Genomic DNA, 23627 nt, shown 5'->3' on the forward strand with positions numbered 1-23627 from the left:
ACAACTGGACCAGCAGGAGCAACCGGAGCAACCGGAGCAGCGGGAACAACCGGAGCAGCAGGAGCAACCGGAGCAGCAGGAGCAACCGGACCAGCAGGAACAACCGGACCAGCAGGAACAACCGGACCAGCAGGAACAACCGGACCAGCAGGAGCAACCGGACCAGCAGGAACAACCGGACCAGCAGGAGCAACCGGATCAGCAGGAGCAACCGGACCAGCAGGAGCAACCGGACCAGCGGGAACAACCGGACCAGCAGGAGCAATCGGAGCAACAGGATCAACCGGGCCAACAGGATCAACCGGAGTAACTGGTCCACAAGGATTGGCAGAATATGCGTATATTTATAATTTAGATGCTGAAGTTGTACCATTAGAAGCAGATATTACCTTTAGTAATAATGGCATTATCACGGCTGGCATTATACATGCGCCAGGCACTGCTTTAATTAGCCTTGTTAATGCAGGAAATTACGCAGTATGGTTTAATGCTACAGGTGTGGAGCCAAATCAGTTTACCCTATTCCAAAATGGTGCAGCCGTCCCTGGAAGCACTTATGGATCTGGAGCTGGTACTCAATCTAATCCAGGCATGGTAATTATTACAGCTGCTGCAGGTGATGTGTTAACTATAAGAAACCATACTAGTGCAGCTGCGGTCACATTACAAACGTTAGCAGGTGGAACTCAAACTAATGCTAATGCTTCTATTATTATTCAATTAATAGGTTAATTGAATAATAATTGTAAATATCTATACAGAAAAAATGTTCAAGGTAATATAATTACTTGTTTGCTATTTTAATATTTTATAATATCAAAAGAGTAAAAAATAGCTGATTAAGATACCGCACTATTTAGAAATTAGTATTACGGTATCTTTATGCTTAATACTAATATTGGATAGCACAACTAAAAAGTTCTAATATAGCTACAGTATTCAAAAAGTAAATGAATCTTGTAGTATTTTTTTATCTAAAATATAGTGAATTTTATTGATTGCTAGAATTTTTTCTACACAAGTGCTTAGAATTCATTTGAAATGGGGGGGGGATCAAGTCCAATTCATTACATATAAAATTTTCTATTATTTATGAGATTTATATTTTATGTAGATTTGAGTTGTAGATTAGACCGCAATCTTTTGAAACTAGATAGTATAATATTTACAAAATATGTTACAATTAACTGGGAAGTAAATAGTAATTCATATGAGGTGAAAAATATGCTAATAGAAACAGCGAGAGTGATTATTCGTGATTTTCAACATAAAGATGAAGAAAACTTAATGAAAATCATATGGCAAAAAGATGTAATAAGATTTATGAGGGATTGGTCTGAAAATAGTACTGTTAAAGGAAGGCTTTCAGGTTATATTGATTGGCTTCAGACACAAAAGGATTCAAAGGATATTTATGAAAATAAAAGATATGCTGTTACATTAAAAGAAACAGATGAGCTGATTGGTATGGTTGGAATGGGATTAGAAGATACACTAAATGAAGTGGAAATGGCATACTTTATAGATGAAGATCATGTTGGAAATGGATATGCAACAGAAGCACTAAAAGAATTGTATGAATGGTGCATAAGTGTATCAGATATTTCATATATGATTCTTACTATCGATTGTGAAAATATCGCATCATGTAAAGTAGCAGAAAAAGCGCAGTTTAAATTATTTGAGAAAAGAACTCCAATTGGTCACAAGCAACCTAATATGGAGAGTAATAGTTACTTCTATTATCGCAAATATCGTTAAGTTTCAATCTTAAAAGTTATTTACAGATGTTATCATTATATACAAAGATTTAAATATAGAAGGGTGAGGATAAATGAAGAAAATTGGTTTATATGAAATATCAGTAATTATATTTTTTATACTTCTACCTGTAATTGCGTCTACAGTTAATATTCTAATTAATAGATCTGAAATCAGTCCTTTTAGTTTGATTTTTAAATGGTTTGTTTTCTCCGGAGTTGGATTAAGATTATTTACAGCAGGATTAAAGCAATCAATAAATCCTTCGTTTACAGCAAAAGAAATATTTAAAGTAAACGAAGAGAAAAGTTTTCGTATTGTTAGAGAAGTTGGGTTTGCGAATATAAGTTTAGGCTTGATTGGAATATTATCACTTCCGTTTCTAGAGTTTCGATTAGCAGCAGCTGTAGCAGGTGGACTATATTTTGGACTAGCAGGCTGCTTACATCTTTTTAGTAAAATGAGAAACAAAGATGAGATATTTGCAATGTTTTCTGATTATTTTATATTTGTCATCTTGATGATTCTTATTGTAATTAATTGTTTTAACTTTGAATAGAAATGTGGCTTGATAAAGATAGATTTAAGATAATGAAGTGTTGCTTTGTTACAAGTATATTAGGGGCAAGGGTTGATGCAGAAGCGTTTAAACAAGTCTTTAGTGAAGAAAAATTTAATTTTGGTGTATTGAAATACAATCAAGTATATATACTAAACATATTTTGAGAATTGTATATTTAAGGAGATTCTAATGAATAAACTGAAAATGAAAGTAAAGGTTATATTAATACTATTTCTTATTGTTGTAATGTTTATATCTCTTATAAATCGTTATATATACGGAATTTGGAATGTGTTTGGATATCCAGAAAGATTACGTTATGGCGGATATAGATATGATGGTGGTAAAAATATAACAACATTTACAGATAGTGAAAAACCACAATATGAAATTTCTCGAGATATTGATAAATTTACTGGTAAAAAAGTTTATAGTAAAGAAAAGGATTTTATAGGATGTGGTAAAGTTATATATTTATATTTAGGTGATGACAAATATGTGGCATTCGCATCTGGTGGTGGCGGCTGATTATTTATATAACCTGAAAACTTGACAAAGATCATTTGCAATTATATTATAATTGATCCACAATAATAGAGTGATAAACAAATATTATTATATAAATTTCACATAAATAACAATTATTTTTAGGAGATACAATGAAAATAAGAGAAGAATATACGTGTCCTTTAGAACTAGTACACGATATGATTAAAGGAAAATGGAAATCTATTATATTATGGCGGTTGCGATTAGGTCCTACATCATTGGCTAAGTTAGAAAGAGATATTGATGGAATTAATCAAAAAATGCTGCTAGAGCAATTAAGAGAATTAATTGATTATGGATTTGTAGAAAAGAAATCATTTGATGGGTATCCTCTTCGTGTAGAATATTCTTTAACAATAGATATGGGAATGAAGATTATAGATGCTCTAAAAATTATGCAATCTATTGGAATTGATTACTTAAAAGAACATGGAATGGAAAAGACATTGATTGAAAAAAGGGTTATTCCAGAGTAATACCCACAAAAAAGTTAGTAATTTACGTTATAGATGCTCTTTGCTATAATTTGCCTATAAATAATAGTGTTGGAGGTAATGTATATGATAGTAACAAGTGAGGGGATTATAAATGGAATTATTCAAGATAAATATGGCAGTCGTGGAGAACATTTTAATGAGAATGGAATTCCTACTTTTTCTCTTCCATTAAAAATTGAAAGTGCTCCAGTAAATGCTGTTTCATTTGCAATAGTATTAGAAGATAAAGACGCTTATCCAGTAACAGGAGGTTTTGTGTGGATACATTGGCTTGCGGCAAATATTATACGCAATGAATTGAAAGATAATGAGAGTCAGACAGCAGAGGATTTTGTACAAGGTACAAATAGCTGGACTAGCTTACAAGGTAATCAGCAATCAAAAGAACTTTCTTGTTATTATGGTGGGATGACACCACCAGATAAAGCACATGTTTATGAGCTTCATGTCTTTGCTTTAGATAAACTGCTAAATCTAAAAAAAGGATTTTTATTAAATGAGTTATATCATGAAATGGATGGACATATTTTGGAGCAATATACTCTAAAGGGAATTTATAAAAATTAGTAAAGATAAAAAATATAAATAATATTGTTTTGATAAAGTGAATATTTCATTTATACAGATTTCAAATGAAGATAAGCTTATGGTAGAAAATTGATAAGAATATTTTTAGTTGTTAAGCTAGTGTTCAGAAAACTAGTTTATAATAAATATTGTAAAAAAGTTTTCATTAGTATACCTTAATTAATTGTGCAGCCACTAGTTGGCTGTATTTTTTTGTCGTAATTTTTGTTACGAAAAAATAAAAGTAATTATATAAATTTACGAATATAGCCATATAGATAATTTGAAATAAAATTTATGGGGTGGTTTATATGGAAATAAAATTAAATGAGATTGAAATGTTAACAATATTACAGGCATTAGAAGTTCTACATGATCAAGCTACAGAATATAAAGACCTTATATATGAGGATAATAAAGATTTTCTAGTGGATATAAATAAAACTAGAATGGTACATAATAAGTTATTAGTTCAAGCTAAAAATGAAGGGATAATTAAGAAAAAAGTCAGCTTGATTTAAAAGAAGAGATGAAGGCAGATTATACAGAGGTGTTTAATCTGCCTTTCATTATATTAATTAAAATAAAAGTATTTTAGGCTAAATAATTTCTATTTATAGTGAGATATATCTCCGTATAATAGTATTTTGGACACTTCATTTTCTATGTGTATTTTTGAAAGGCTAGCCGATTCTATGTCTGGATTTTCACAAATATCACATATATTTTGATTCATGAAATGTGACATAATAACTTTTAAGGTAATTCTATGTGTAACGATAATAATACTTTTGCCTTGATTTAAATTAATAATTTCTTCAATTGATGGGATAACCCTAGCTTTCAATTCCTCATAAGATTCTCCTTTATCAGTTGGAACATATATAGAAGGATTATTCCAAAAATTTTCCCAAGTTTCAGGATATCTATTAATAATATCTGTCTGATTCATGCCCTCCCATTTTCCCATATGGATTTCTTTCAATTCTTTTCTTGTATTTATAGGAATGTTTCGGTTATGTTGGATGATTTTAGCCGTATCGTAAGCTCGTTTGCTTTCACTAGAGTATATTAAATCAACTTTTTCATTCATAAGTCTATCACGCAATTTTTGAGCTTGAGATATGCCAACTTCTGTTAAAGGGGAGTCTTTATGACCTTGCATTCGTTCTTCTAGATTCCATTTTGTTTGTCCATGTCTAATTAAATATAAAACAGTTTGTCCCATAGTTCACTCCTAAATATTTTATTATAAAAAATGCCGGCAATAATTTATAAAGAGAGTATATCAAAACAAAATCTATATGTATAATATATGTTATTATTATATTCATAAATAAAATATATGAATGGAGAGAATATGAATTTACATGGATTAAGACTGTTTTATATAGTAGCTAAAGCAGGAAGTGTAACAGTTGCATCAGAGCAATTAAAAATTAGTCAACCAGCAATTACATCACAAATTAAAAAGTTTGAAAGAGAAAATGGTATTACACTATTCTTACCACAGGGCAGAGGCATTTGCTTAAGTGAAATAGGTGAACAGTTGGTAAAAGAAGCAGATGTAGTTTTTAAAATAGAAAATAGAATGGAAGCATTAATAGATAATTATAAAAAAGGTAAAAATGGTACATTAAAAATAGCAGGAAATTATCTTTCAACAAATTTTCTAATACCAATTTGGGCGTCTAAATTAAAAAAAGAGAATAAAGATATAAATGTTGAGATTAATACATTAAATACTGAAGAAGCCATTGATCATCTTATCTCATATAAAGTAGATGTTGCAGTTTTAGGGAGTGGAGCAATGAAATATACAGACAGAATTGATACCATTAAAATAATGGATGATGATTTATGGTTTGTAGCTTCACCAAATCACAAATATGCAAACAAAAAGGTTAGTATAAATGATATTATGTTAGAACCATTTATAATGAGGGAAAAAGGAAGTTATGCTAGGGTACTTTTGGAATCACTTTGCCACATTAGTAGTATTAAAGTTCCTGACATAGCTCTTGAATTTAATGGGCTACATGAAACTCTTATGGCATCTACGTCTGGATATGGTGTGAGCTTTTGTTCATCAATCGCAGCTAAGGAATTCATTGATATGGGGAAATTGACCAGAATTTATGTGGATAATGTTAATCTAAAAAATGAAATTATTATTTGTACACGTAAGAATGAAAAGATATCTAATTTAACTGAGAAGTTTATTTCTGCTATAAATAATTAGATACTTAGTTTTCATTTTATTTTTGACAATCAGAGAAAAGCAGTAGATAAAAAAACTACTGCTATATATTATATTTAAACTAACTGCAGAAAGTAGTGGAAGGTACCATGATCAGATTGCGAATTAAATATGAGAAATATTCTCTATATTATATACTATATAAAATTACGAGAAAATAGTTACTTAAGATAGCAATAAAAATAAAAAGATTCATTGTAATATTATATAAGGTAATTATTATATTGTCAGGAATATTTGAATAAGCGGTGATAATGTCATTATAATAATTATTCTGTGACGACTAAATAGAGATATATTCATTAGTTATGCTATAATAAATGTATAAGAGTAGTTGAGTGAATAATGATTTATAGTAGACGAAAGGAATGATAAGAATGATAAAAGTAGAGATGTGTCAGAGTTGTGGGTTACCGTTTAATGAAGAACATGCGCATTTTATAGCAAAAGAGCAAGATGGAAGTAAAAGTATTTATTGTACAAATTGCTATAAAGACGGAAAATTTATTGATCCCAATATGTCTATGAAAGAAATGGTTGAGCTAATTGTACCAGTTTTGGGAAAAGTAATAGGGGAAGAAGAAGCAAGAAAAGAAATGACAACATTATTACCAACTCTTAAACGTTGGAGATAATAATGATTTAAGTTAAACTTAGTAAACAATATGTATATAGTTATGAATTACTATAAAACAAAGGGTAATTTAAAAAATTGTATTATTCAAGAAATTGAATTTATGATTTTTTATGTATAATACTGAAAAGACTAATTTGAAATATTAGAATATAAAATGATTTTAAATAAAAATAAAGGTTGATTAGGGAGAGATGTATGATCTATCTTTATTTTTTTGCACAAAAATAGAGATAGCCAAAAATATCAGGTGAATGATAATGAATAAAAGCTATCTCTTATTTATTTAATATGAAGTTATGTCTTAATTATTGACACAGTTTACGAAAGATATACAATAAAATAAACAAACAATATATGTTATAATTGATTTTATATGGAAGAAGGATTTTATAATGTATAATTGTGCCTTATGCTCTATTATTGGTCAAGCTGAGTTTTTAAATGAGGCTAAAACAGACTTAAACATTCTTTTAGGTTTGTGTGTTGGACATGACTCTTTATCTATAAAATATTCAGAAGCGCCAATAACTGTTTTCGCAGTAAAGGATAGGTTTTTAGCACATAATCCATTAGGTGCAATATATCAGGCTGAGTCTTATTATAAGGATAGATTATTTCTGCAAAATAAATAATAATACATTAATTAAGATTATGATATGTAATTAAAGTCAAAATAGTTATTTCATAGCTTTCTTAAAAAATGTAGTATATGTTCTAAAAATATCCTTTATAAATTTTAAATACTTATCTTTGCAAATGTTATATTTTATATGTAGTGATTTTATAAGCTATGAATTTTATTAATTAGAACTTATATAATAATTAAAAAATAATGTATGCCATATAGAGGTGAATAATGAAAACAGTAGTAATATATAAGTCTAAAACAGGTTTTACAAGAAAATATGCTGAGTGGGTTGCAGAAGAATTATCAGCAGATATTTTTAATGCATCAAAGGTCAATATTAATACATTAAATAAGTATGATACCATAATTTATGGTGGAAGTTTGTATGCAGTAGGTATTATTGGGATAGGATTAATTAAAAAGAACATTAACAAACTTAAAGATAAGAGGTTAGTAGTGTTTGCAACAGGAGCATCGCCTTCAAGAGATAATGTTATAAATGAAGTAATAAATAAAAACTTTACGGTAGATGAACAAAAATATATTAAATTCTTTTATCTAAGGGGTGGATTTAATTATAATAAACTTAATTTTTTTGATAAATTTCTTATGACATTACTGAAATTGAAAATAAAAAATAAGAAGAAGGAAGATTTATCAGCAGATGAAAAAGGAATGCTTGCTATTTATGATAAGCCAGTAGATTTTACAGATAAGAAAGATATATCAAAAATAATAACTTATGTTAGTTCGTAAAGGTAAATAATTATGAATAACTGTAGATTTATAATACAAATAAAAGCATTAAATTTAGGAGATTAGTATGGATGTAATAAGAGCAATAGAGCAACGTAGAAGTATAAGAAAGTTTAAAGATAAAATGGTACCAAAGGAAATAATAGAAAAAATCTTAGAATTAGCAACCAAAGCACCTTCAGGGAAAAACCGCCAGCCATGGAGGTTTGTTGTTTTGCAAAACAGTACAAAAGATGAGATGGTAAGAATTATGGAAGATTCACTAAATCAGAATAAAAAAGAGAATAAATCTACTGGTAGCTTGGAGTCAAGTATAAATTCAATTAATGAAGCATCGACAGTAGTCTTAGTATTTAATGTCTTTTCTAATTTTGAAGAAGATTATAATCACAATAGATTACTTACCGATACTCAATCAATTGGTGCTACGATACAAACACTACTTTTAGCAGCGCAGGATTTCGAACTAGGAACTCTTTGGATTTGCGACATATTTTATTGTGACAAAGAAATAAGTTCATGGTTAAATTCTAAAGATGAACTTGTAGCAGCAGTAGCGATCGGCTATCCAAATCAGTCACCATATCCAAGGCCACGAAAGTCATTAGAAGAGGTTGTAATATGGAAAAAAAGATAAGCAATATTAATAAAAGAAAATGTGGAGTAGGAACATCAGCATTGATAATTTCTATATTCTCTATAATGTTTTCATTTACCTTTTTAGGGGAGAAGAGTATTGGTGAAAATATACTGGCGACTATCGGAATAAGATTTCCAGTTATGGTTATTTCAATGATTTTATTTATTATTTCAGCTTTTATAGGTCATAAATACATAGAAAATTATGGAGCAAAGGTTGGAAGAAACATATCTGTATTTTTTATAATTCTAATGTTAGTTTTAACTATAAAAAGTTTATGATCTACTTAAGTTATGAGTTTATACAAATAAATACTAGATTGTAAGACTAAATTGTTAAAGAGATCTGATTTGGATTATTTTTACGTATGCCTAGGGGGAGATAAAATATGACAGAAAAAGAGATGTGGGAGATATATACAAAAAATAATAATGTAAATGGTAAGACTTATGATACTTGGTGTTTTGGTGGAGATGCTTCGATTGCAAATAAACTCTCAAAACTCGTTGCAAATGGTATTAAAACAGCAACTGCATCAGCGTATCAGTTATATGAAATTGAAAACAGTCCTCTGCCAGCAGTGGGTGGTTTAAACATTATATTAGACACTGATAATAATGCTGTTTGTGTAAGTAAAACTACTAAAGTTTATACTTGTTTATTTAATGAAGTGTCAGAAAATCATGCACGTAAGGAGGGAGAAGGAGATTTGTCCTTGGCATATTGGAGAAAGGCACATAAAGATTTCTTCTCAAAAGAATTGAAAGAGTATGATCTTGATTTTGATGAAAATATGGTTGTTGTTTGTGAAGAATTTGAATTAGTATGGAAATAGATATGTTTAAAAGATTGTAATTTAGAGGAGGATATCATAAAAAGTTTAGAATTAAAAACTGAAGAAGAAATAGATAGTTGGTATAACTTTAATAAAAATGGATTTTATTCTGAATAATAGACCAATGAAAATATATAAAATAATGATAAACCCGTAGGCGATTTAGTTGTTGCTTACGGGTCAGTTTTGTCAAAGATTTAGTAAATACTTTATAAAAATTATTTTACAATTACAGCTGTTGGAAGCTTCATTTCTCTAGGTTTAAGGGAGTCGGCATCTGTATCAGCATGTAAATCTAACATACTTACTGGATGATTAAGAACTTCATTATTACAATATAGCGTTTCAGCACCAGCTCCAGCTAAGCTTATTGCATTTACTGAACCTAACTTGTACATAATATCTTGTAATTCTTCCGCTGTTGCACCTCTATGCTTACCGTCTATGGCATCTATTACCAGCATAATTATAGCACCATCTTTTCTTTGACCAATTGCTGATCTAGGTAGAATGCTCTTTTTTTCATCTTCTGGAAGTTGAATCTTTTTCTCATTTATTACAAGTGATGGTCCAAAGCTTAATGATTCTTGTGCACCAAGATCATTTAGATCATTTACTGAATATTTTCCAACAATTAATTTTCCATCTTTAGTTATAGCAAATAAATCTGTTTTTTCATCAACGCTTATATTACTATCAATTTTTTTCCCATTTTGATGATCTTCTTTTATGGGATTGCAGATTAATTTACCATTTGACATTACAATTCCAGTTGGAGTTCCACCAGTTCTTTTTTGTTTAATTTCTTCATCCGATGAAACATCAGCAAAGGCACCACCATTAATTGCTGCAACGGCGTTGTTATTTTTAGCGATTTCACTTACTGTTTCTCCTTCAGTCATAAGCTTAGAAGTATATCCAATTTTTACTCTGGTTGGATCTTTTATTATAAGATAATAACCTTTGTAATTACTAGTTTCAAGCTGATATTCTTCAATTGAATTTATATCAGAGAAAGCATCAGCATTTTCTTGAGTTTCTTTAATAATATTTGAATTAACTTTTGTTGATACTGCACCTAAAGAGCAAATGGCAATTCCTATAGCTAGAGTGCCAAAGAATATTCCTCGCTTAGTCTTTTTATTTAACATACTATCAAACCTTCTTTTTAATATTTCTTTATTTCCAAGTTCAGTTGCTAATTTTGTGTAATTAAGATTAGCTTGGCCTTGTTTTAAGGAGTTTAGAAGTGTTAAAGCATAAACCTTTCTCTCGTTAAAATCACATTCATGAAGAACTTTTTCATCACAAGATAGCTCGCACTCAATATTTATATATTTATTCAGCACGTAAACTAGGGGATTAAACCAATAAATTGAGGAGACAGCCATAACTAAAAATTTATATATTAAATCCTTCTTCTTAAAATGCATAAGTTCATGCTTTAAAATCCATCTAATTTCTATTTCATCATAGCTTTTATTTGGTAATATTATAAAAGAGTTAAAAATACCAATCCCAAATGGTACAGAAGTATAATCAGAAACTTTTAATTGTATAATTTTCTTTATTTCAAATTCAGTTAATAATTCATAATATATGTTATTTATTTTTTCATCTTTCACTTGGACAGATAGATCTACTAAATTTCTTTTTAATTTTACATATGAAAAAATCCTATATGTAATAATTATCACAGTGGTAATTATCCATAAATAACTTAAAACTTCAAATATATTAATATTGAAATCTTTGACATTTTCAATAACCTGATTAGAATTTAGTGAACTGACAAGTGAGCTTGAGGTAACACTTGTTTCTGTCATACTATCTGGATTGGTGTTTAAAGTATTTAATGAAGAAAGTTTGTTAATAACAATATTCGAGTTAAGATATATGGGAATCTCAAAAGGAAATATCATCCTAATTATTACTATAAGCCAAATGTAGTAATTAAAGCCTTTAGTATATTCTTTAAATGAGGTTTTCTTTAAAAGTAAAATAATGCAGATTCCAATGCTGCTAATTAAAGTTGTCCTCAATATATTGCTAAATAAAGCAACTACCATATAATCACCTCACTTCTTTAACTATTCCTTTTGGTTTTTAATCCACTTTTCTAAATCATCAAAATCATCATTAGTTAATTCATTGTTATCATGCAATGCAGTGATTAAACTTTTTAATGAATTTTCGTGAATATTAGTGAAGAAATATCTTGTTTCAAATTCTAAATAGTCTTTCTTACTTATTTTTGCAGTGTAATAAGTATATAACTTGATTTTTTCTGCACTTAGGAATTCTTTTTGAACTAATTTAGATAGTAGGGTTAACGTTGTTGTCCTCTTCCATCCAGCTTTTTCGCTTAATTCATTAATAACCTCCTTTGATGACATAGGCTCATTATGTGCCCAGATAACTTTCATTACATTTAATTCAGATTGCGGAATTTTAGAAATACTCAAATTTATACATCTCCTTCTGATTTTAATCAGTCTATAACTATAGACTGATTAAAATTAGATTAGCATATCTATGAATATGTGTCAATATTTTACTTAATATAATATTTCACATAAATTTCACAGAGAATGTTTATTATTTAGTTGTATTTTAAAATTTAAACAGAAATGTATTTTTGTAAATAATTTTACTTTAATTCTATGGAGATGTGAATATGAGAAAAAATAAAATTATAGAGCTAATTAGTTTAGTATTTATGTTTTCTATAATATTGACAGGCTGCACTTTGGGTGGATCAAAAGATATTAAAACAGGAGTTGGATCTGATACGGAACTACAATCATATACATCCAGTTTACCTTTTGAAATGCCTGAAGTTAAAACACCGCAGTTTGCAAATAAAGATTTTAATATTGCTGATTATGGTGCAAAGTCAGATGGTTTAACCTTAAATACTGAAGCATTTGCTATTGAATAGCATTATTCATTGACTTACAACAAATTTTTATATATAATTTATTTAAAAAATAAATAAGAGCTTATACTTTCATCACCGGATGATTGTATTATAAGGCATACAAAAGCTAGCCGTAAGTACGGTGTGTTTTCACACTATAAGGTTAGCTTTTGGATGCCTTTTGTTTTGAAGGAGGTCACAAAATGATAATTAAAGAGTATAACTACTTGCCAGAAGAAGCTAAAAAAATAAGAGTAAAAGTGTTTGTAAAAGAGCAGGGTTTTGTTGAAGAGTTTGATGAAATTGATGGAATTGCTAAGCACATGGTTATGTATGAAGGAGAACAACCAATCTCAACTTGTAGAATCTATTTTAATGGTAAGAAACAGTCATTTATCATAGGGAGAGTTGCTGTTTTAAAGGAATGGCGAGGGAAAAATATTGGAGCCAAAATGCTTAATGCTGCAGAAGATATTATTACTCGAGAAGGCGGAAAGAGCGTAATGTTGTCAGGACAGGCACGAGTTGCAGAATTTTATGAAAAACAAGGGTATGAAAAGCAGGGAGAAGCTTATTTAGAAGAAGATTGTCTACATATATTGATGAAAAAGAATTTAGATTAATATAGGTAAATGAAATAATTACAGTAAATGGTGGAATAAACAAAAAGTAAGACGATTATATGATTCATACTAGAAGGTTATTTAGGAATGTAATCCTGCAATAATATACTATATGCTATTTAGGTTTAGATGTATAATTCATGAGAATACTTTGAAAGGGGCTTGATTCATGAATATTACATCTTTTCTTATTTACTGTATTATTGTTACAGTTACGCCTGGACCTACGAATATTGTAATATTGTCTACGGTAAATAATTGGGGGACAAAGAAAGCAATGGAGTATACATATGGAGCAACTATTGCGTTTGGTTTATTACTTATTATTTCAGCTATTTTAAATACTGCACTTATGTCGGTTTTGCCAAAAATTCTATGCATCATGCAGATAATCGGAAGTCTTTATATTCTATATCTTGCTTATCAAATATGCAAGATGGATACATCAAAATCAACTGCAAAAGAAACGGCAACTTTTTTATCGGGTTTTCTTATGCAGTTTGTGAATCCAAAGGTCGTATTATTTACAATGACAGTAATTCCGAGTTTTGTTATGCCATACTATACTGAACTATCTACTTTGATGGTATTTGTTGCATATATAACAATTATTGGATTTGGTGCATTTATTACATGGGTACTTTTTGGTACAATCTTTAAGACATTTTTGCAGAAGCATCAAAAAATTGTTAATATAATTATGGCATTATTTTTAGTTTATTCTGCAATAATAGTATCTGGTGTAGGGGAGCTGATTAAGGGGTGATTTGTATGGATAGATTTATATATAAAAAATCAGCAGGTATTATCGCGTTATCAGCAAGTTTTGCTGACTTTAAATATAAGAAACACTCTCATAAGGAATATGCAATAGGGGTAACGTTGCGGGGCATTCAGCAGTATAACTTAGATGGCAGCCTGCAATTATCTTATCAAAATGGTGTTATGCTTTTTAATCCTGAACAGCCACATGACGGAATGGCACATGATGAGACAGGTCTTGATTATATTATGTTATATATTGAGCCAAAATTATTTTTAGAGAGTATTGAAAAAAAGGATATAGTTCGTTTTTCTTCTCCTATTATTTATAATTACAGACTTGAACAACAAATATTAAATCTTTCTAATGCAATATTAAGAGGAAAAGATGAAGCATTGTGTAGTGAATTTTTTTTATCACTTGCAGATAGTTTTACGCAAACCGATCTTTGTATAAGTTACAAGAAAGAAAATGCTTTAATCAAAAAATCAAAGGATATGATTTATTATAACTTAGAGAATGTATTAAGGCTTGATGATATTTGTAGAGAGCTTAATATGTCAAAATTTCAGTTTATTAGATTATTTAAAGCTAATACTGGAATTTCACCGTACCAATATTTTCTTAACTGTAAAGTAGAAATGGCAAAAAAGTTAATAGAGAAAAATAGAGATGTTTATTCAGCGGTAGCAGAGTGTGGTTTTGTTGATTTAACACATTTAAATAAGCATTTTAAAAGCATATATGGAATAACAGCATTTGAATATTTATCGTACTTATAAATTAAGGTGATTTTTTAAAATGACTTTTGTTAAACATAAAAATGCCCCAGTAAAGGGGCATATATGTATGTGATAATTAGTATTTGCGAGGGGATTTATATCATGCCCTAATATATCTTAAATAATGCATAATTTAAATATCACATATTCAGAATTAAATAGATCAAAAATGGATTCCTGATTTGATTATGAAGACATTTTAGTTTGTGAATATTTCGTAAAATTATTCATGAAAAAATAATAAAAGCCCCTCAAATAAGGGGCTCAAAAGTGAATGGATTAAAACAAAAAGCAACTATGAATGGAGAGTAACCAAGAGAACAAAAAAATAACACTCAAGAGGTTTCCTTTAATTATATGAAGGATAAGTTTAAATAATTCTATCAAATGAAATATTTATTTGTGCAAATATTTATCTCTATATTCAGAAGGAGAACAATTCATATACTTTTTGAATACTTTTCCAAAGTAACTTATGCCATTAAAACCTACATCAAGAGAAATATTAGAAATGGAATCCTTATTTTTCAGAAGTAGTTCTGCTGCTTTTGAAACTCTATATTCCATTAAATATTCAAAAGGAGTCACTTTCAAAATTCTTTTAAAACTTCGGCAGCATTCACTTTTACTGATATTTGCTGTTCTTGCAATACTATCTAAATCAATATTATCTGAATAATACTTTTGGATATATTGCATTGCCAGTTTCACACGTTCATCATCATTTGATGTTGCAGTAGGTAAAGAGGTTTTTATTTCTTCCTTCATTTCTTTAATTAAGTTAAGCCAAACAATGCTTAAGTAAGTCTTCATTTCTAATTCATATGCATAGGATTTTTCATGTGATAATATAAAAACTTGTTCCAGATGCGCTAATATTTTTTCTTGCCAAGGAACTTCAGGTTTTAAAGAGATGAATTTTAAGTTACTGTTTTCAATAATTGGAGCTAAGTACTTTTTTTCGATAAGTGACTCCTCACTGCCTCCAATTAAAGTTGAATCAAAATCAATAGAAAACATCATACAATTGCTATTGTCATAAGGCTTAATTTGATGAAGTACATTTGAATTTATCATAATTCCTTCACCTGGAGATAAGATTATTTCTTCATCTTCGATAAAAACAACTACTTTATCATAAAGTGAATATGAAAATTGTACTTCCTTATGCCAATGCCATCTTATATATCCATCTTCAAACAGATCGAATTTATCAGTATAAATTGCTAGTGGAAAATCATGAGACCCATGTTTTACTGTCTCCTGCAAATTATCATTTACTTCTATTCTTGTTGCTTGCATTCTTATCATCTCGCTAATATAGTTTTAATTTTTGACAATATATTAATTGTTTAATGCCAGAAATAATAATAAAATTATTACATATTAGTTAGAGTAAATCAATATAATTGCAATAAGCTATAGGTATTGCAAATTATTGCATAAAGATTTATTTGCAATAATTATAAAAAGGAGGAAGTATAGTGAACTTTCAGCCACGGATAAAAGGAATAATTCTCGTAATTATAGGAGCCATGTTGTGGGGAATATCAGGTACTGCTGCTCAATACTTATTTCAGAAAAAAGGATTTAGTCCAGAGTGGCTTGTTGTAATACGTTTATTAGCATCAGGGATAATTTTATTATTATATGTTGTTATGAAAGGTGAACAAAATATATGGAAAGTATGGAGAAGTAAAAATGATGCTTTGAGTCTTATATTTTTTAGTATTTTAGGTATGCTAGGTGTACAGTATACATATTTTGCAGCCATTAAATATGGGAATGCAGCAACAGCAACAATACTTCAATATTCATCACCAGTAATAATTACTTGTTATTTAGCCATTCGTAATAAAAGAATTCCTGATCTTAAAGAAATTATTGCTATTGGACTAGCAATGCTGGGTACATTTTTTATAATTACAAAGGGGAATGTTCATAGTATATCTATTTCGAGGTTAGCATTATTTTGGGGAATTGCATCAGCATTTGCAGCAGCTTTTTATACTGTACAACCTCGTTCACTTCTTAGAAAATGGGGATCAATACTAATAGTTGGATGGGGTATGTTAATAGGAGGAATAGCATTTAGCTTTATTAAGCAACCATGGAATTGTACAGGCGTTTGGTCTACTAATTCAATATTAGCTATTATATTTGTAGTATTATTTGGAACGTTAATTGCTTTTACTTGCTTCTTAGAAAGTTTAAATTATATAAAGCCGACAGAGTCAAGCATATTATCATCAGCTGAACCTTTATCGGCTGCTATATTATCTGTATTATGGTTACATGAGGAGCTTGGAATAGCTCAATGGCTAGGAACAGCGTGTATTATAATTACAATTATAATTTTGTCACGCATAAAAAAGTAAAAAGTTATTTTAATAGAATATGAAGTATGTTTCAATATATCATCATATTAATACTAAATGCTTAAGCAGCTTAATAGATAGCTGGATGATAATAAGTCATCCAGAGTTGCAAAGTCAAAATATGAAGTTGAATTTATGATGATAGAGATACAACAGTTAAGAAAATGATAAAGTGATCAGATTTACGGATATATATAAAATGTATATAGCCTAAATTATTATAAGGGGTAGAAGTTATACTTATATGAAAGGAAACTACAACTTGTCATAAAACTGACATATTCATCCTGTATTATAAATTTATAAGATAGTTAATCATTATTTACCCCTTATTAAATAAATGATAACCAGTATTTAGAATGATCTATTACACCCTAGTAGATCATTCTTTTTGTTTTCCGCCTTCATTGACTATGTAATTATAATAGTGAGCTATAGCCATGTCCACTATTGTACTTACATAGGTATTTAAATCAGGATGTCTGCTCTTTAATTCATTAACTTTTCTAACAGTAGAAGATCTAAGCATATAAGTTCGTTTAGTATCTAGGGATTCGCCGTCAATAGGTGGAGCCATACCATTTGCTACTGAAATTTTTCTGTTATCTGTAAGAATATTATCATTAGATGCGTTAATGTCTTGTGTAGATGCTGCTTCATTATCAAATGAGATGCTTAGAGCAGTATTATTTAATTCCATAGGAGCTTTATTATTATTATTATTATTATTATTATTATTATTATTATTGCTGTTATTGGGCATAGTAATAATTTCTGCATTCCCATCATCGTCAAATGAAAAAGATGAAATACACTTGCCAGATATAACTGGTTCAGATGTAAAGCCAATTATTTCTTCATTCTCATCGGGAGCAAAATCATTTTTGGGTAGTTCATTTTGTTTTCTTTTATTCATAAGTGTTCTCCTTTACTAAATTTTATAATAAATTCTTTGCACATTTTTTCTATAAATGCTTATAGAAAAGAAGTGTATGCTTTTAAATATAAAAGATCAAATGATAGGATTCTGTTAATCAAATGCAAAATTTGAGTTCTTACTTTTTGTAGGATAACTTTTTTTGAAGAGCTCGTTAGAATTTTCATTTATCTCACTTAGGATATATGCAAAAATAGAGAATATTCTAATATTCTTTACCATATTTATTCTGAAGAATAGATATTCTTTAGAATATGCTTGAAAAATGCGGGTTGAGGAGAGGTTAGTATTTAAATGAACAACTTTTAGTAGAGTATATATGATTAAAATTTTTACTATATGGTTGGATTTGTGATTTTATAAGACATAGAATAAAAAAGAGGAAGGTTAATAAATAATTGAGAGGCAATTCTGTACTTGACCTTCTTAATATTAAGCATCATAGAAATATAAGCTATCCTATAATTTTTTTTATGACTAGATCTAAAAATTATATTAAAACATAATCTTTATTTTAAAGTAAAATTTAATTATTATCGCAGTTAAGTTTTAATATTATACTTTTTATTGAGCAGTTGGCTTACTATCATTTTAATTTAAACTTATTATTAAAGGCTATTATACTTAAAACAATAGAAATTTAAATGTATTAGGGATTTATATTAAATTACAGTAGAAATAAAAGCCAAAGTGAGTAGTAGTGGTAAGTGAGAGATGTCTAAATAACGTGAAGTGACGGTGAAAAGAACAATATTCAGCGCTTTATTTGAAGAAAACTAAATTTTTATGTTGACAACCTATGATATGTAACATATAATAAACAAGCGGATTAGATTGCGGGTATCGTATATCGGTAATACTCTAGCCTTCCAAGCTAGAAAGGTGGGTTCGATTCCCACTACCCGCTCCAAAAAATTAAATAGTTTGCAACATAAGAAATAATATGCGTTTTTAGCTCAGCTGGATAGAGCAACGCCCTTCTAAGGCGTGGGCCAGGGGTTCGAATCCCTTAAAACGCACCATAATGGTGAACGTAGTTCAGTTGGTAGAGCGCCAGTTTGTGGCACTGGTTGTCGTGGGTTCGAGTCCCATCGTTCACCCCATGTAACGATATTAGCAAGCTGAAAGGCAATTGATTTAATTCAATTATTTATTGAGCATGCTATTATAATTACTATTTTGGTTCACTAGCTCAGTCGGTAGAGCACATGACTTTTAATCATGGTGTCCCGGGTTCGATTCCCGGGTGAGCCACCAAATTATTTAGCCTAAAGTTGAGAAGGTATAGTTAGATATACTTTCACGCTTTAGGCTTTTTTTTATTCTCTAGGAAATTATATCTTTGGATAATCTGTGGATAACTTATAAGAAAGGCTGATTTAGAAGGTTGGCTTTTAAAAGAGAATAAAAAAGAAAATATATTCGCCTGCCAGATTTTTCTCACATGCGTTCGAAAAGGCAGATGCGTAAAAAAATCTCCGGCTCCACAGTCGCCTGCGATTTTGTTCTTCTCTAGGAATTTATATTCAGGTTAAATCTGCGGACATTGTGCCCAGTGAGGGTATAAGTTATAGAAAAGACTAATTACGGAAGTTATGGTTTATAAAGAGAATGAAAAGTTTAAGAAAAGTGACAAATTTTATTCTGAAAAGCAATTTAACAGTGGTTAAAGGGATGTTATTTTTAATATGCATATTAATATAGAATGTTTTCTTAATTTGTCAAAAAGCTATGTGAAATTTATAGGAATAAATATAATATTAATTATATTTATGTAAAATGTTTACAAGCAATTTAGATTGCTGTATAATTTTGTTAAGGGAAAATTTGTAAGAGATGGAGTGGTTAACATGAATATATCAAGTAAAATACTTAAGAAATTAAGAAATAGTAGAAATATGACATCAGAGGAATTGGCTATAGATATTAACAAAAAATTCAATACTGATATTAGTGGAAAAAATATTGATAGATGGGAAAATGATAAATTAGAATTGAAATATGAAAATTTGAAACTTATGGCATCATATTATAACGTTACTACAGATTTTTTATTAGGTTTTGACCTAGATGAATTTTCACATATCATAGACTTAAGGAATGATTTAGAAATTACTCAAGTGATGAAAGAATTAGAAGAGAAATATAAGACGTTAGTTAAAAAACAAATAGTATTATAATCAGATAAATGAAAAGGTATTCAAAAACTATCGTGAGACAATTATTAAAATTTAATATCATCACCTAACATATCCCTCATGTTTAACTATTACTTAACATGAGGGCATTTTTGTATGTGCAAAATAAAATTAAACAAATCATATTGGCATGGAGAGATTTCTTTTCTTTTAGCGGACAAGGAGATTTCTGGTTATACTATTAATCTCATATATTCTAATTTTAATTGAGAACTCAGTCTGTTAGAATTTTAAATGTAAATCTATTATTGCATCATATATAATAAAAATAACAGCTCTAAGGTAAATGTTAACCTTAGAGCTGTTAGATTTTAATAATATGCTGGGATGTTATTAAATATTTTTCTTAAAATAGTTTTTTTCTTTAAAATGGCTGTAGAGTAGCACATATCTTTAAAAGAGGCATATTCCTTAACAGTATGATTTTTATAAAATACAAAATTTATAAGTTCAATTTCTTCTTCGCTTAAATTTTTAAGAGCTAACTTTAAATCCTCATAATCACAGATTTCACATAATGAAGCCTCAATAGATATTTCTTGTGAAGGAATATCTTCTTCAAAGTTATCATGAAAACTTAAAGCATCATTACTATCAGTAGAACTTCTAAAATTAATTTTCCTGATTAAATCATTTATATTATTCTTTATTGCATTAGTAGCATAGGCTACGAACCTATGCTTTTCCAAATTGTACATGTAAACAGATTTAAAAAGGGATTTATAACATTCTTGCTGAATGTCGTAAATGCTGTATCCATCAACAAAAGTTTTTTTAGAAATATTGCAGATTAAAGGCCTAAATTCATTGGTTAATTTTTCTTTTGCGGCTTCATCATTATTTTTACATTTTCTCACTAGGTTTTCAATATAATCAAAGTCCATATGAACCTCCTTCCTCACTTAATGGTTATAAATTAAACTAATTAACTTATATATGTTGTGTTTATTGTTAAGTTAATTTCTACATGTAGATATACGGCCGAGAATATACATTTTACATAAAAATAGAAAATAAATTATATTAATTTATTGCAGATTAGGTTGAAGTAAGATTTTTATTAGAAATAGCAGTCTTTTATGTGTGATTTATTCATCTAAATACAATAATGCGTTTATGGGGAGTTTTGTAATACGATTAATTACGTGGATGACTAAGAAATGTTAGTAAGATAAGTTTTTCTTATATTTTGCAAGAATAAATAGTAGTGAGAATTGGTTGATTAATAGATAAGAATGGGAACAATAAGAGATTTAATGTGCTTAGAAGTATTTACATATATGATGTAGAAAAATGTGCTTGGATACAATATGAAATTTATCATAAAAAGAACTGTGGTAAAAAATAAATACAAAAATTATTTGGAAATGGGATTTTTGAATAAATTAAATTTGAGAAGTGTAAGAAAATAGTGGAAAATATTTATAAGAAATCTAGGCAAAAGGATAAAAAATGCGGCATAATAATAGTAATGGGCTATTTACTATATAGATATAGCCTATTACTATATTTTTTAGAAAAATGTAAAAACAGTATTATTGAAATGGACATTATGTCTGTAATGGGAAGTTGACCTGATTTTATTAAATGGAATTTAAAGAGTTTTAGAATAATGAATGGTGAACAATATCATAAGTAAGTGATAAGTTATTGGTGTTAGAAAATTTAAAAAGAAAATGGGAAGCTTTTGCTAAGTCTTTTTGAGCATTTAAAAGCAATCCCGTTTTTTACAAAAAAGTAAGATGTAAGCAAATTGTATACACTAATATAAAATATATTGATTTAGCAAAGGACAATGATTTTATATGGAGTGGTTTGGGCAGGTATGCTCTTAGTTGTAGGCCCATAGACAACAATTAGGTTTCTATTCCCTGGATATCTATTAAAGGCCTGATCGTTTGTTAGAATTATCTCAGTAGATTCGGCTATGTTGAGCTTTAAATTTCCATCGCTACTTATAAGCAGATAGTCAAAATAATCTACAGTAACATTTTGATTTTCTGTGTTTTTTGCCATAACAATTGCAGGATATTGCGGAGGATAAATAAGAAGAGCAGGTGCGTTTGCGTCAAAAAATCCAGTTACTTCGTCTCCAGCTACTACCATTTCATGATCCACAAAATAAGTTCCTGGAGATATCACAAAATTTACTGGTCCCCTTTCGATGCTTTCGAGTGACATTAATTTATAGCAGCCTGCTGATTCATCATCTTGGGTTGGATAAAAATCTTCAATCATTGTAATGGTACCACTAATGGCCGCAAAACTTTGTATTGTATTTCTCCAATTTGCATTGAAAGAGGGGTGAGCTGCTTGATTCATGTAGTAAGGACAACAAGGAAATTGTTTATTATACATTTATTGGATTCTCCTTTATTTTGATGTAGTTATAAGTCTCATTATAATAGTATATTAGCTACGTTGAGAAGTGTTACTTAGTGTCAAGTAGATATATACACAAAGAGTAAACTTAGTCTGTTAATTTTAAAAGATATTTATCAAAAGCTTTTTAATCTAAGTATTACTTTTGCAAAGAGACTAAAATAGTCATTTAATTAATCACAATAGCATTGATAAAAGAACGAGCTGGCTTCTTTTTTATTACTACTGAAACCAACCTATGAATAGGAAATGTTTTTGGTATTTTAAAATATATATTATGTATGGAGTATATCATCAAATAAGCTTTGAAAGTAGTAAACCTATGTAGAGGTATATAAGCTAATAGATTATAGAAAATGAGGTGTTAATCGATGATAAGTAATGAAGATACGAGAATTAGTAAATTTATAAGCCTTATACTCAGGCATAAACCAGAAGAAATTGGATTAACTTTAGATGAATACGGATATATTAGTACTTCTGATTTAATTAAGGGATTAAATAAAAAAGGATATAAGGTAACAATTTCAGATATTGAAAGAATTGTTGCAGAAGATGGTAAGCAAAGATATTCATTTAATAATGATAAAACTAGAATTAAAGCGAACCAAGGTCATTCGATAAAAGTTGATCTTAAATTGCAAGCTGTTAAGCCACCTAAAGTATTATATCATGGAACTGCAAGCAGGTTTATAGATAGCATATGCAAAGAAGGTATTAAAAAACAGAATAGACAATACGTTCACTTATCAGCTGATATAGAAACAGCAACAAAAGTAGGTAAAAGACATGGAGAATTAGTTATATTTAAAATTAACAGTGAGCAGATGAATAAAGATGGATATAAATTCTTCTTGTCTGAAAACAAAGTGTGGTTAACTGATCATGTTCCAGTAAAATATTTTGAAGTTTTTAGAACTAATTAGAGCCAATAATATAAAGGTGAATCGGT

28 protein-coding genes, 4 tRNA genes and 1 pseudogene are annotated in these 23627 nt (G+C 29.0%); 26 read left to right on the forward strand and 7 right to left on the reverse strand.

All coding sequences use genetic code 11. The features are described 5' to 3' along the window. The 8 genes from T483_RS29630 to T483_RS0121330 form a co-directional block, all read left to right on the forward strand. Window positions 1–732, forward strand: a 732-nt coding sequence (locus tag T483_RS29630; RefSeq protein WP_035790519.1) for a collagen-like protein, incomplete at its 5' end; no start/stop codon positions are given. A gap of 492 nt (window positions 733–1224) precedes the next feature. Continuing rightward, a complete protein-coding gene (locus T483_RS0121305) occupies window positions 1225–1761 on the forward strand; it encodes a GNAT family N-acetyltransferase (protein WP_026888649.1) in 537 nt (178 codons plus the stop codon). Window positions 1762–1834: 73 nt separating this feature from the next. Continuing rightward, a complete protein-coding gene (locus tag T483_RS29635; protein WP_051560500.1) occupies window positions 1835–2320 on the forward strand; it encodes a DUF6790 family protein in 486 nt (161 codons plus the stop codon). 32 nt (window positions 2321–2352) lie between these two features. After that, window positions 2353–2487 carry a hypothetical protein gene (locus tag T483_RS32525; RefSeq protein WP_278247469.1) on the forward strand — a complete coding sequence of 45 codons (135 nt, stop codon included), beginning with the start codon at window positions 2353–2355 and terminating at the stop codon, window positions 2485–2487. A 25-nt stretch (window positions 2488–2512) separates the two neighbouring features. After that, window positions 2513–2851, forward strand: coding sequence for a hypothetical protein (locus T483_RS0121315; protein WP_026888650.1), 339 nt, complete (start codon window positions 2513–2515; stop codon window positions 2849–2851). Between the two features lie 131 nt (window positions 2852–2982). Continuing rightward, on the forward strand, window positions 2983–3348 hold the full coding sequence (locus tag T483_RS0121320; RefSeq protein ID WP_026888651.1) for a winged helix-turn-helix transcriptional regulator: 366 nt from the start codon (window positions 2983–2985) through the stop codon (window positions 3346–3348). Between the two features lie 84 nt (window positions 3349–3432). Then, window positions 3433–3936: a YbhB/YbcL family Raf kinase inhibitor-like protein gene (locus tag T483_RS0121325; RefSeq protein WP_026888652.1), complete on the forward strand. Its 504-nt coding sequence runs from the start codon at window positions 3433–3435 to the stop codon at window positions 3934–3936. 311 nt (window positions 3937–4247) lie between these two features. Continuing rightward, window positions 4248–4457, forward strand: coding sequence for a hypothetical protein (locus tag T483_RS0121330; protein WP_017210934.1), 210 nt, complete (start codon window positions 4248–4250; stop codon window positions 4455–4457). A gap of 89 nt (window positions 4458–4546) precedes the next feature. Here T483_RS0121330 and T483_RS0121335 read toward each other — a convergent pair whose 3' ends face one another. Next, entirely contained in the window at window positions 4547–5164 is a 618-nt protein-coding gene (locus T483_RS0121335; RefSeq protein WP_026888653.1) for a histidine phosphatase family protein, read from the reverse strand. A gap of 132 nt (window positions 5165–5296) precedes the next feature. Between T483_RS0121335 and T483_RS0121340 the strand changes: the two genes are divergently transcribed. The 7 genes and pseudogenes from T483_RS0121340 (at window position 5297) to T483_RS0121370 (ending at window position 9692) form a co-directional block, all read left to right on the forward strand. Then, window positions 5297–6178 carry a LysR family transcriptional regulator gene (locus T483_RS0121340; protein ID WP_026888654.1) on the forward strand — a complete coding sequence of 294 codons (882 nt, stop codon included), beginning with the start codon at window positions 5297–5299 and terminating at the stop codon, window positions 6176–6178. A 395-nt stretch (window positions 6179–6573) separates the two neighbouring features. Further along, window positions 6574–6831, forward strand: coding sequence for a zinc ribbon domain-containing protein (locus tag T483_RS0121345; RefSeq protein WP_026888655.1), 258 nt, complete (start codon window positions 6574–6576; stop codon window positions 6829–6831). Window positions 6832–7237: 406 nt separating this feature from the next. Further along, a pseudogene (locus tag T483_RS29640) lies at window positions 7238–7465 on the forward strand (DUF1847 domain-containing protein); the annotation flags it as partial. A gap of 224 nt (window positions 7466–7689) precedes the next feature. Continuing rightward, entirely contained in the window at window positions 7690–8217 is a 528-nt protein-coding gene (locus tag T483_RS0121355) for a flavodoxin domain-containing protein (RefSeq protein ID WP_026888656.1), read from the forward strand. 67 nt (window positions 8218–8284) lie between these two features. Next, window positions 8285–8854, forward strand: coding sequence for a nitroreductase family protein (locus T483_RS0121360; RefSeq protein ID WP_026888657.1), 570 nt, complete (start codon window positions 8285–8287; stop codon window positions 8852–8854). Next, window positions 8839–9138, forward strand: coding sequence for a hypothetical protein (locus T483_RS0121365; protein WP_026888658.1), 300 nt, complete (start codon window positions 8839–8841; stop codon window positions 9136–9138). The genes T483_RS0121360 and T483_RS0121365 overlap by 16 nt, the downstream gene beginning before the upstream one ends. Window positions 9139–9245: 107 nt before the next feature. After that, on the forward strand, window positions 9246–9692 hold the full coding sequence (locus T483_RS0121370; protein WP_026888659.1) for an ASCH domain-containing protein: 447 nt from the start codon (window positions 9246–9248) through the stop codon (window positions 9690–9692). A gap of 218 nt (window positions 9693–9910) precedes the next feature. Here the strand turns inward: T483_RS0121370 and T483_RS30265 are convergent, their stop codons facing one another. Next, the gene (locus T483_RS30265; protein WP_051560501.1) at window positions 9911–11761 is read right to left on the reverse strand and encodes a M56 family metallopeptidase; all 1851 of its coding nucleotides are present in this window, start codon (window positions 11759–11761) and stop codon (window positions 9911–9913) included. Between the two features lie 21 nt (window positions 11762–11782). Further along, window positions 11783–12157 carry a BlaI/MecI/CopY family transcriptional regulator gene (locus tag T483_RS0121380; protein WP_026888660.1) on the reverse strand — a complete coding sequence of 125 codons (375 nt, stop codon included), beginning with the start codon at window positions 12155–12157 and terminating at the stop codon, window positions 11783–11785. A gap of 212 nt (window positions 12158–12369) precedes the next feature. Here T483_RS0121380 and T483_RS0121385 point away from each other — a divergent pair, with 212 nt between their 5' ends. From T483_RS0121385 to T483_RS0121400, 4 genes are all read left to right on the forward strand, one after another. Then, on the forward strand, window positions 12370–12633 hold the full coding sequence (locus T483_RS0121385; protein ID WP_026888661.1) for a hypothetical protein: 264 nt from the start codon (window positions 12370–12372) through the stop codon (window positions 12631–12633). 182 nt (window positions 12634–12815) lie between these two features. Then, the gene (locus T483_RS0121390) at window positions 12816–13235 is read left to right on the forward strand and encodes a GNAT family N-acetyltransferase (protein WP_026888662.1); all 420 of its coding nucleotides are present in this window, start codon (window positions 12816–12818) and stop codon (window positions 13233–13235) included. A gap of 169 nt (window positions 13236–13404) precedes the next feature. Next, window positions 13405–14001: a LysE family translocator gene (locus T483_RS0121395; RefSeq protein WP_026888663.1), complete on the forward strand. Its 597-nt coding sequence runs from the start codon at window positions 13405–13407 to the stop codon at window positions 13999–14001. A gap of 5 nt (window positions 14002–14006) precedes the next feature. Further along, window positions 14007–14780, forward strand: coding sequence for an AraC family transcriptional regulator (locus tag T483_RS0121400; protein WP_026888664.1), 774 nt, complete (start codon window positions 14007–14009; stop codon window positions 14778–14780). Between the two features lie 396 nt (window positions 14781–15176). Here the strand turns inward: T483_RS0121400 and T483_RS0121405 are convergent, their stop codons facing one another. Further along, window positions 15177–16082: an AraC family transcriptional regulator gene (locus T483_RS0121405; RefSeq protein WP_026888665.1), complete on the reverse strand. Its 906-nt coding sequence runs from the start codon at window positions 16080–16082 to the stop codon at window positions 15177–15179. 182 nt (window positions 16083–16264) lie between these two features. Between T483_RS0121405 and T483_RS0121410 the strand changes: the two genes are divergently transcribed. Then, the gene (locus tag T483_RS0121410) at window positions 16265–17158 is read left to right on the forward strand and encodes a DMT family transporter (RefSeq protein WP_026888666.1); all 894 of its coding nucleotides are present in this window, start codon (window positions 16265–16267) and stop codon (window positions 17156–17158) included. Window positions 17159–17540: 382 nt separating this feature from the next. Here the strand turns inward: T483_RS0121410 and T483_RS0121415 are convergent, their stop codons facing one another. Then, on the reverse strand, window positions 17541–18074 hold the full coding sequence (locus tag T483_RS0121415) for a hypothetical protein (RefSeq protein WP_026888667.1): 534 nt from the start codon (window positions 18072–18074) through the stop codon (window positions 17541–17543). A gap of 857 nt (window positions 18075–18931) precedes the next feature. Between T483_RS0121415 and T483_RS0121420 the strand changes: the two genes are divergently transcribed. The 5 genes from T483_RS0121420 (at window position 18932) to T483_RS29650 (ending at window position 20275) form a co-directional block, all read left to right on the forward strand. Further along, window positions 18932–19005: transfer RNA gene (locus T483_RS0121420), tRNA-Gly, on the forward strand. 35 nt (window positions 19006–19040) lie between these two features. Beyond that, window positions 19041–19117 (forward strand) — tRNA-Arg (locus T483_RS0121425). Window positions 19118–19122: 5 nt separating this feature from the next. Continuing rightward, window positions 19123–19198: transfer RNA gene (locus T483_RS0121430), tRNA-His, on the forward strand. 78 nt (window positions 19199–19276) lie between these two features. Then, window positions 19277–19352, forward strand: a tRNA-Lys gene (locus T483_RS0121435). A gap of 593 nt (window positions 19353–19945) precedes the next feature. After that, on the forward strand, window positions 19946–20275 hold the full coding sequence (locus T483_RS29650) for a helix-turn-helix domain-containing protein (protein WP_051560503.1): 330 nt from the start codon (window positions 19946–19948) through the stop codon (window positions 20273–20275). Between the two features lie 329 nt (window positions 20276–20604). Here T483_RS29650 and T483_RS0121445 read toward each other — a convergent pair whose 3' ends face one another. Beyond that, a complete protein-coding gene (locus T483_RS0121445; RefSeq protein ID WP_026888668.1) occupies window positions 20605–21177 on the reverse strand; it encodes a sigma-70 family RNA polymerase sigma factor in 573 nt (190 codons plus the stop codon). 898 nt (window positions 21178–22075) lie between these two features. Further along, complete coding sequence (locus tag T483_RS0121450; protein ID WP_026888669.1) at window positions 22076–22651, reverse strand: hypothetical protein; 576 nt, start codon at window positions 22649–22651, stop codon at window positions 22076–22078. 395 nt (window positions 22652–23046) lie between these two features. On the opposite strand from T483_RS0121450, the gene T483_RS0121455 reads away from it, so the two are divergent. Further along, window positions 23047–23601 (forward strand): RNA 2'-phosphotransferase, encoded by a 555-nt coding sequence (locus T483_RS0121455; RefSeq protein ID WP_035790486.1) that lies wholly within the window; start codon window positions 23047–23049, stop codon window positions 23599–23601. Window positions 23602–23627 lie beyond the last annotated feature (26 nt).

The organism is Clostridium beijerinckii HUN142 (genome assembly GCF_000621745.1).
GTDB lineage: Bacteria > Bacillota > Clostridia > Clostridiales > Clostridiaceae > Clostridium > Clostridium beijerinckii_A.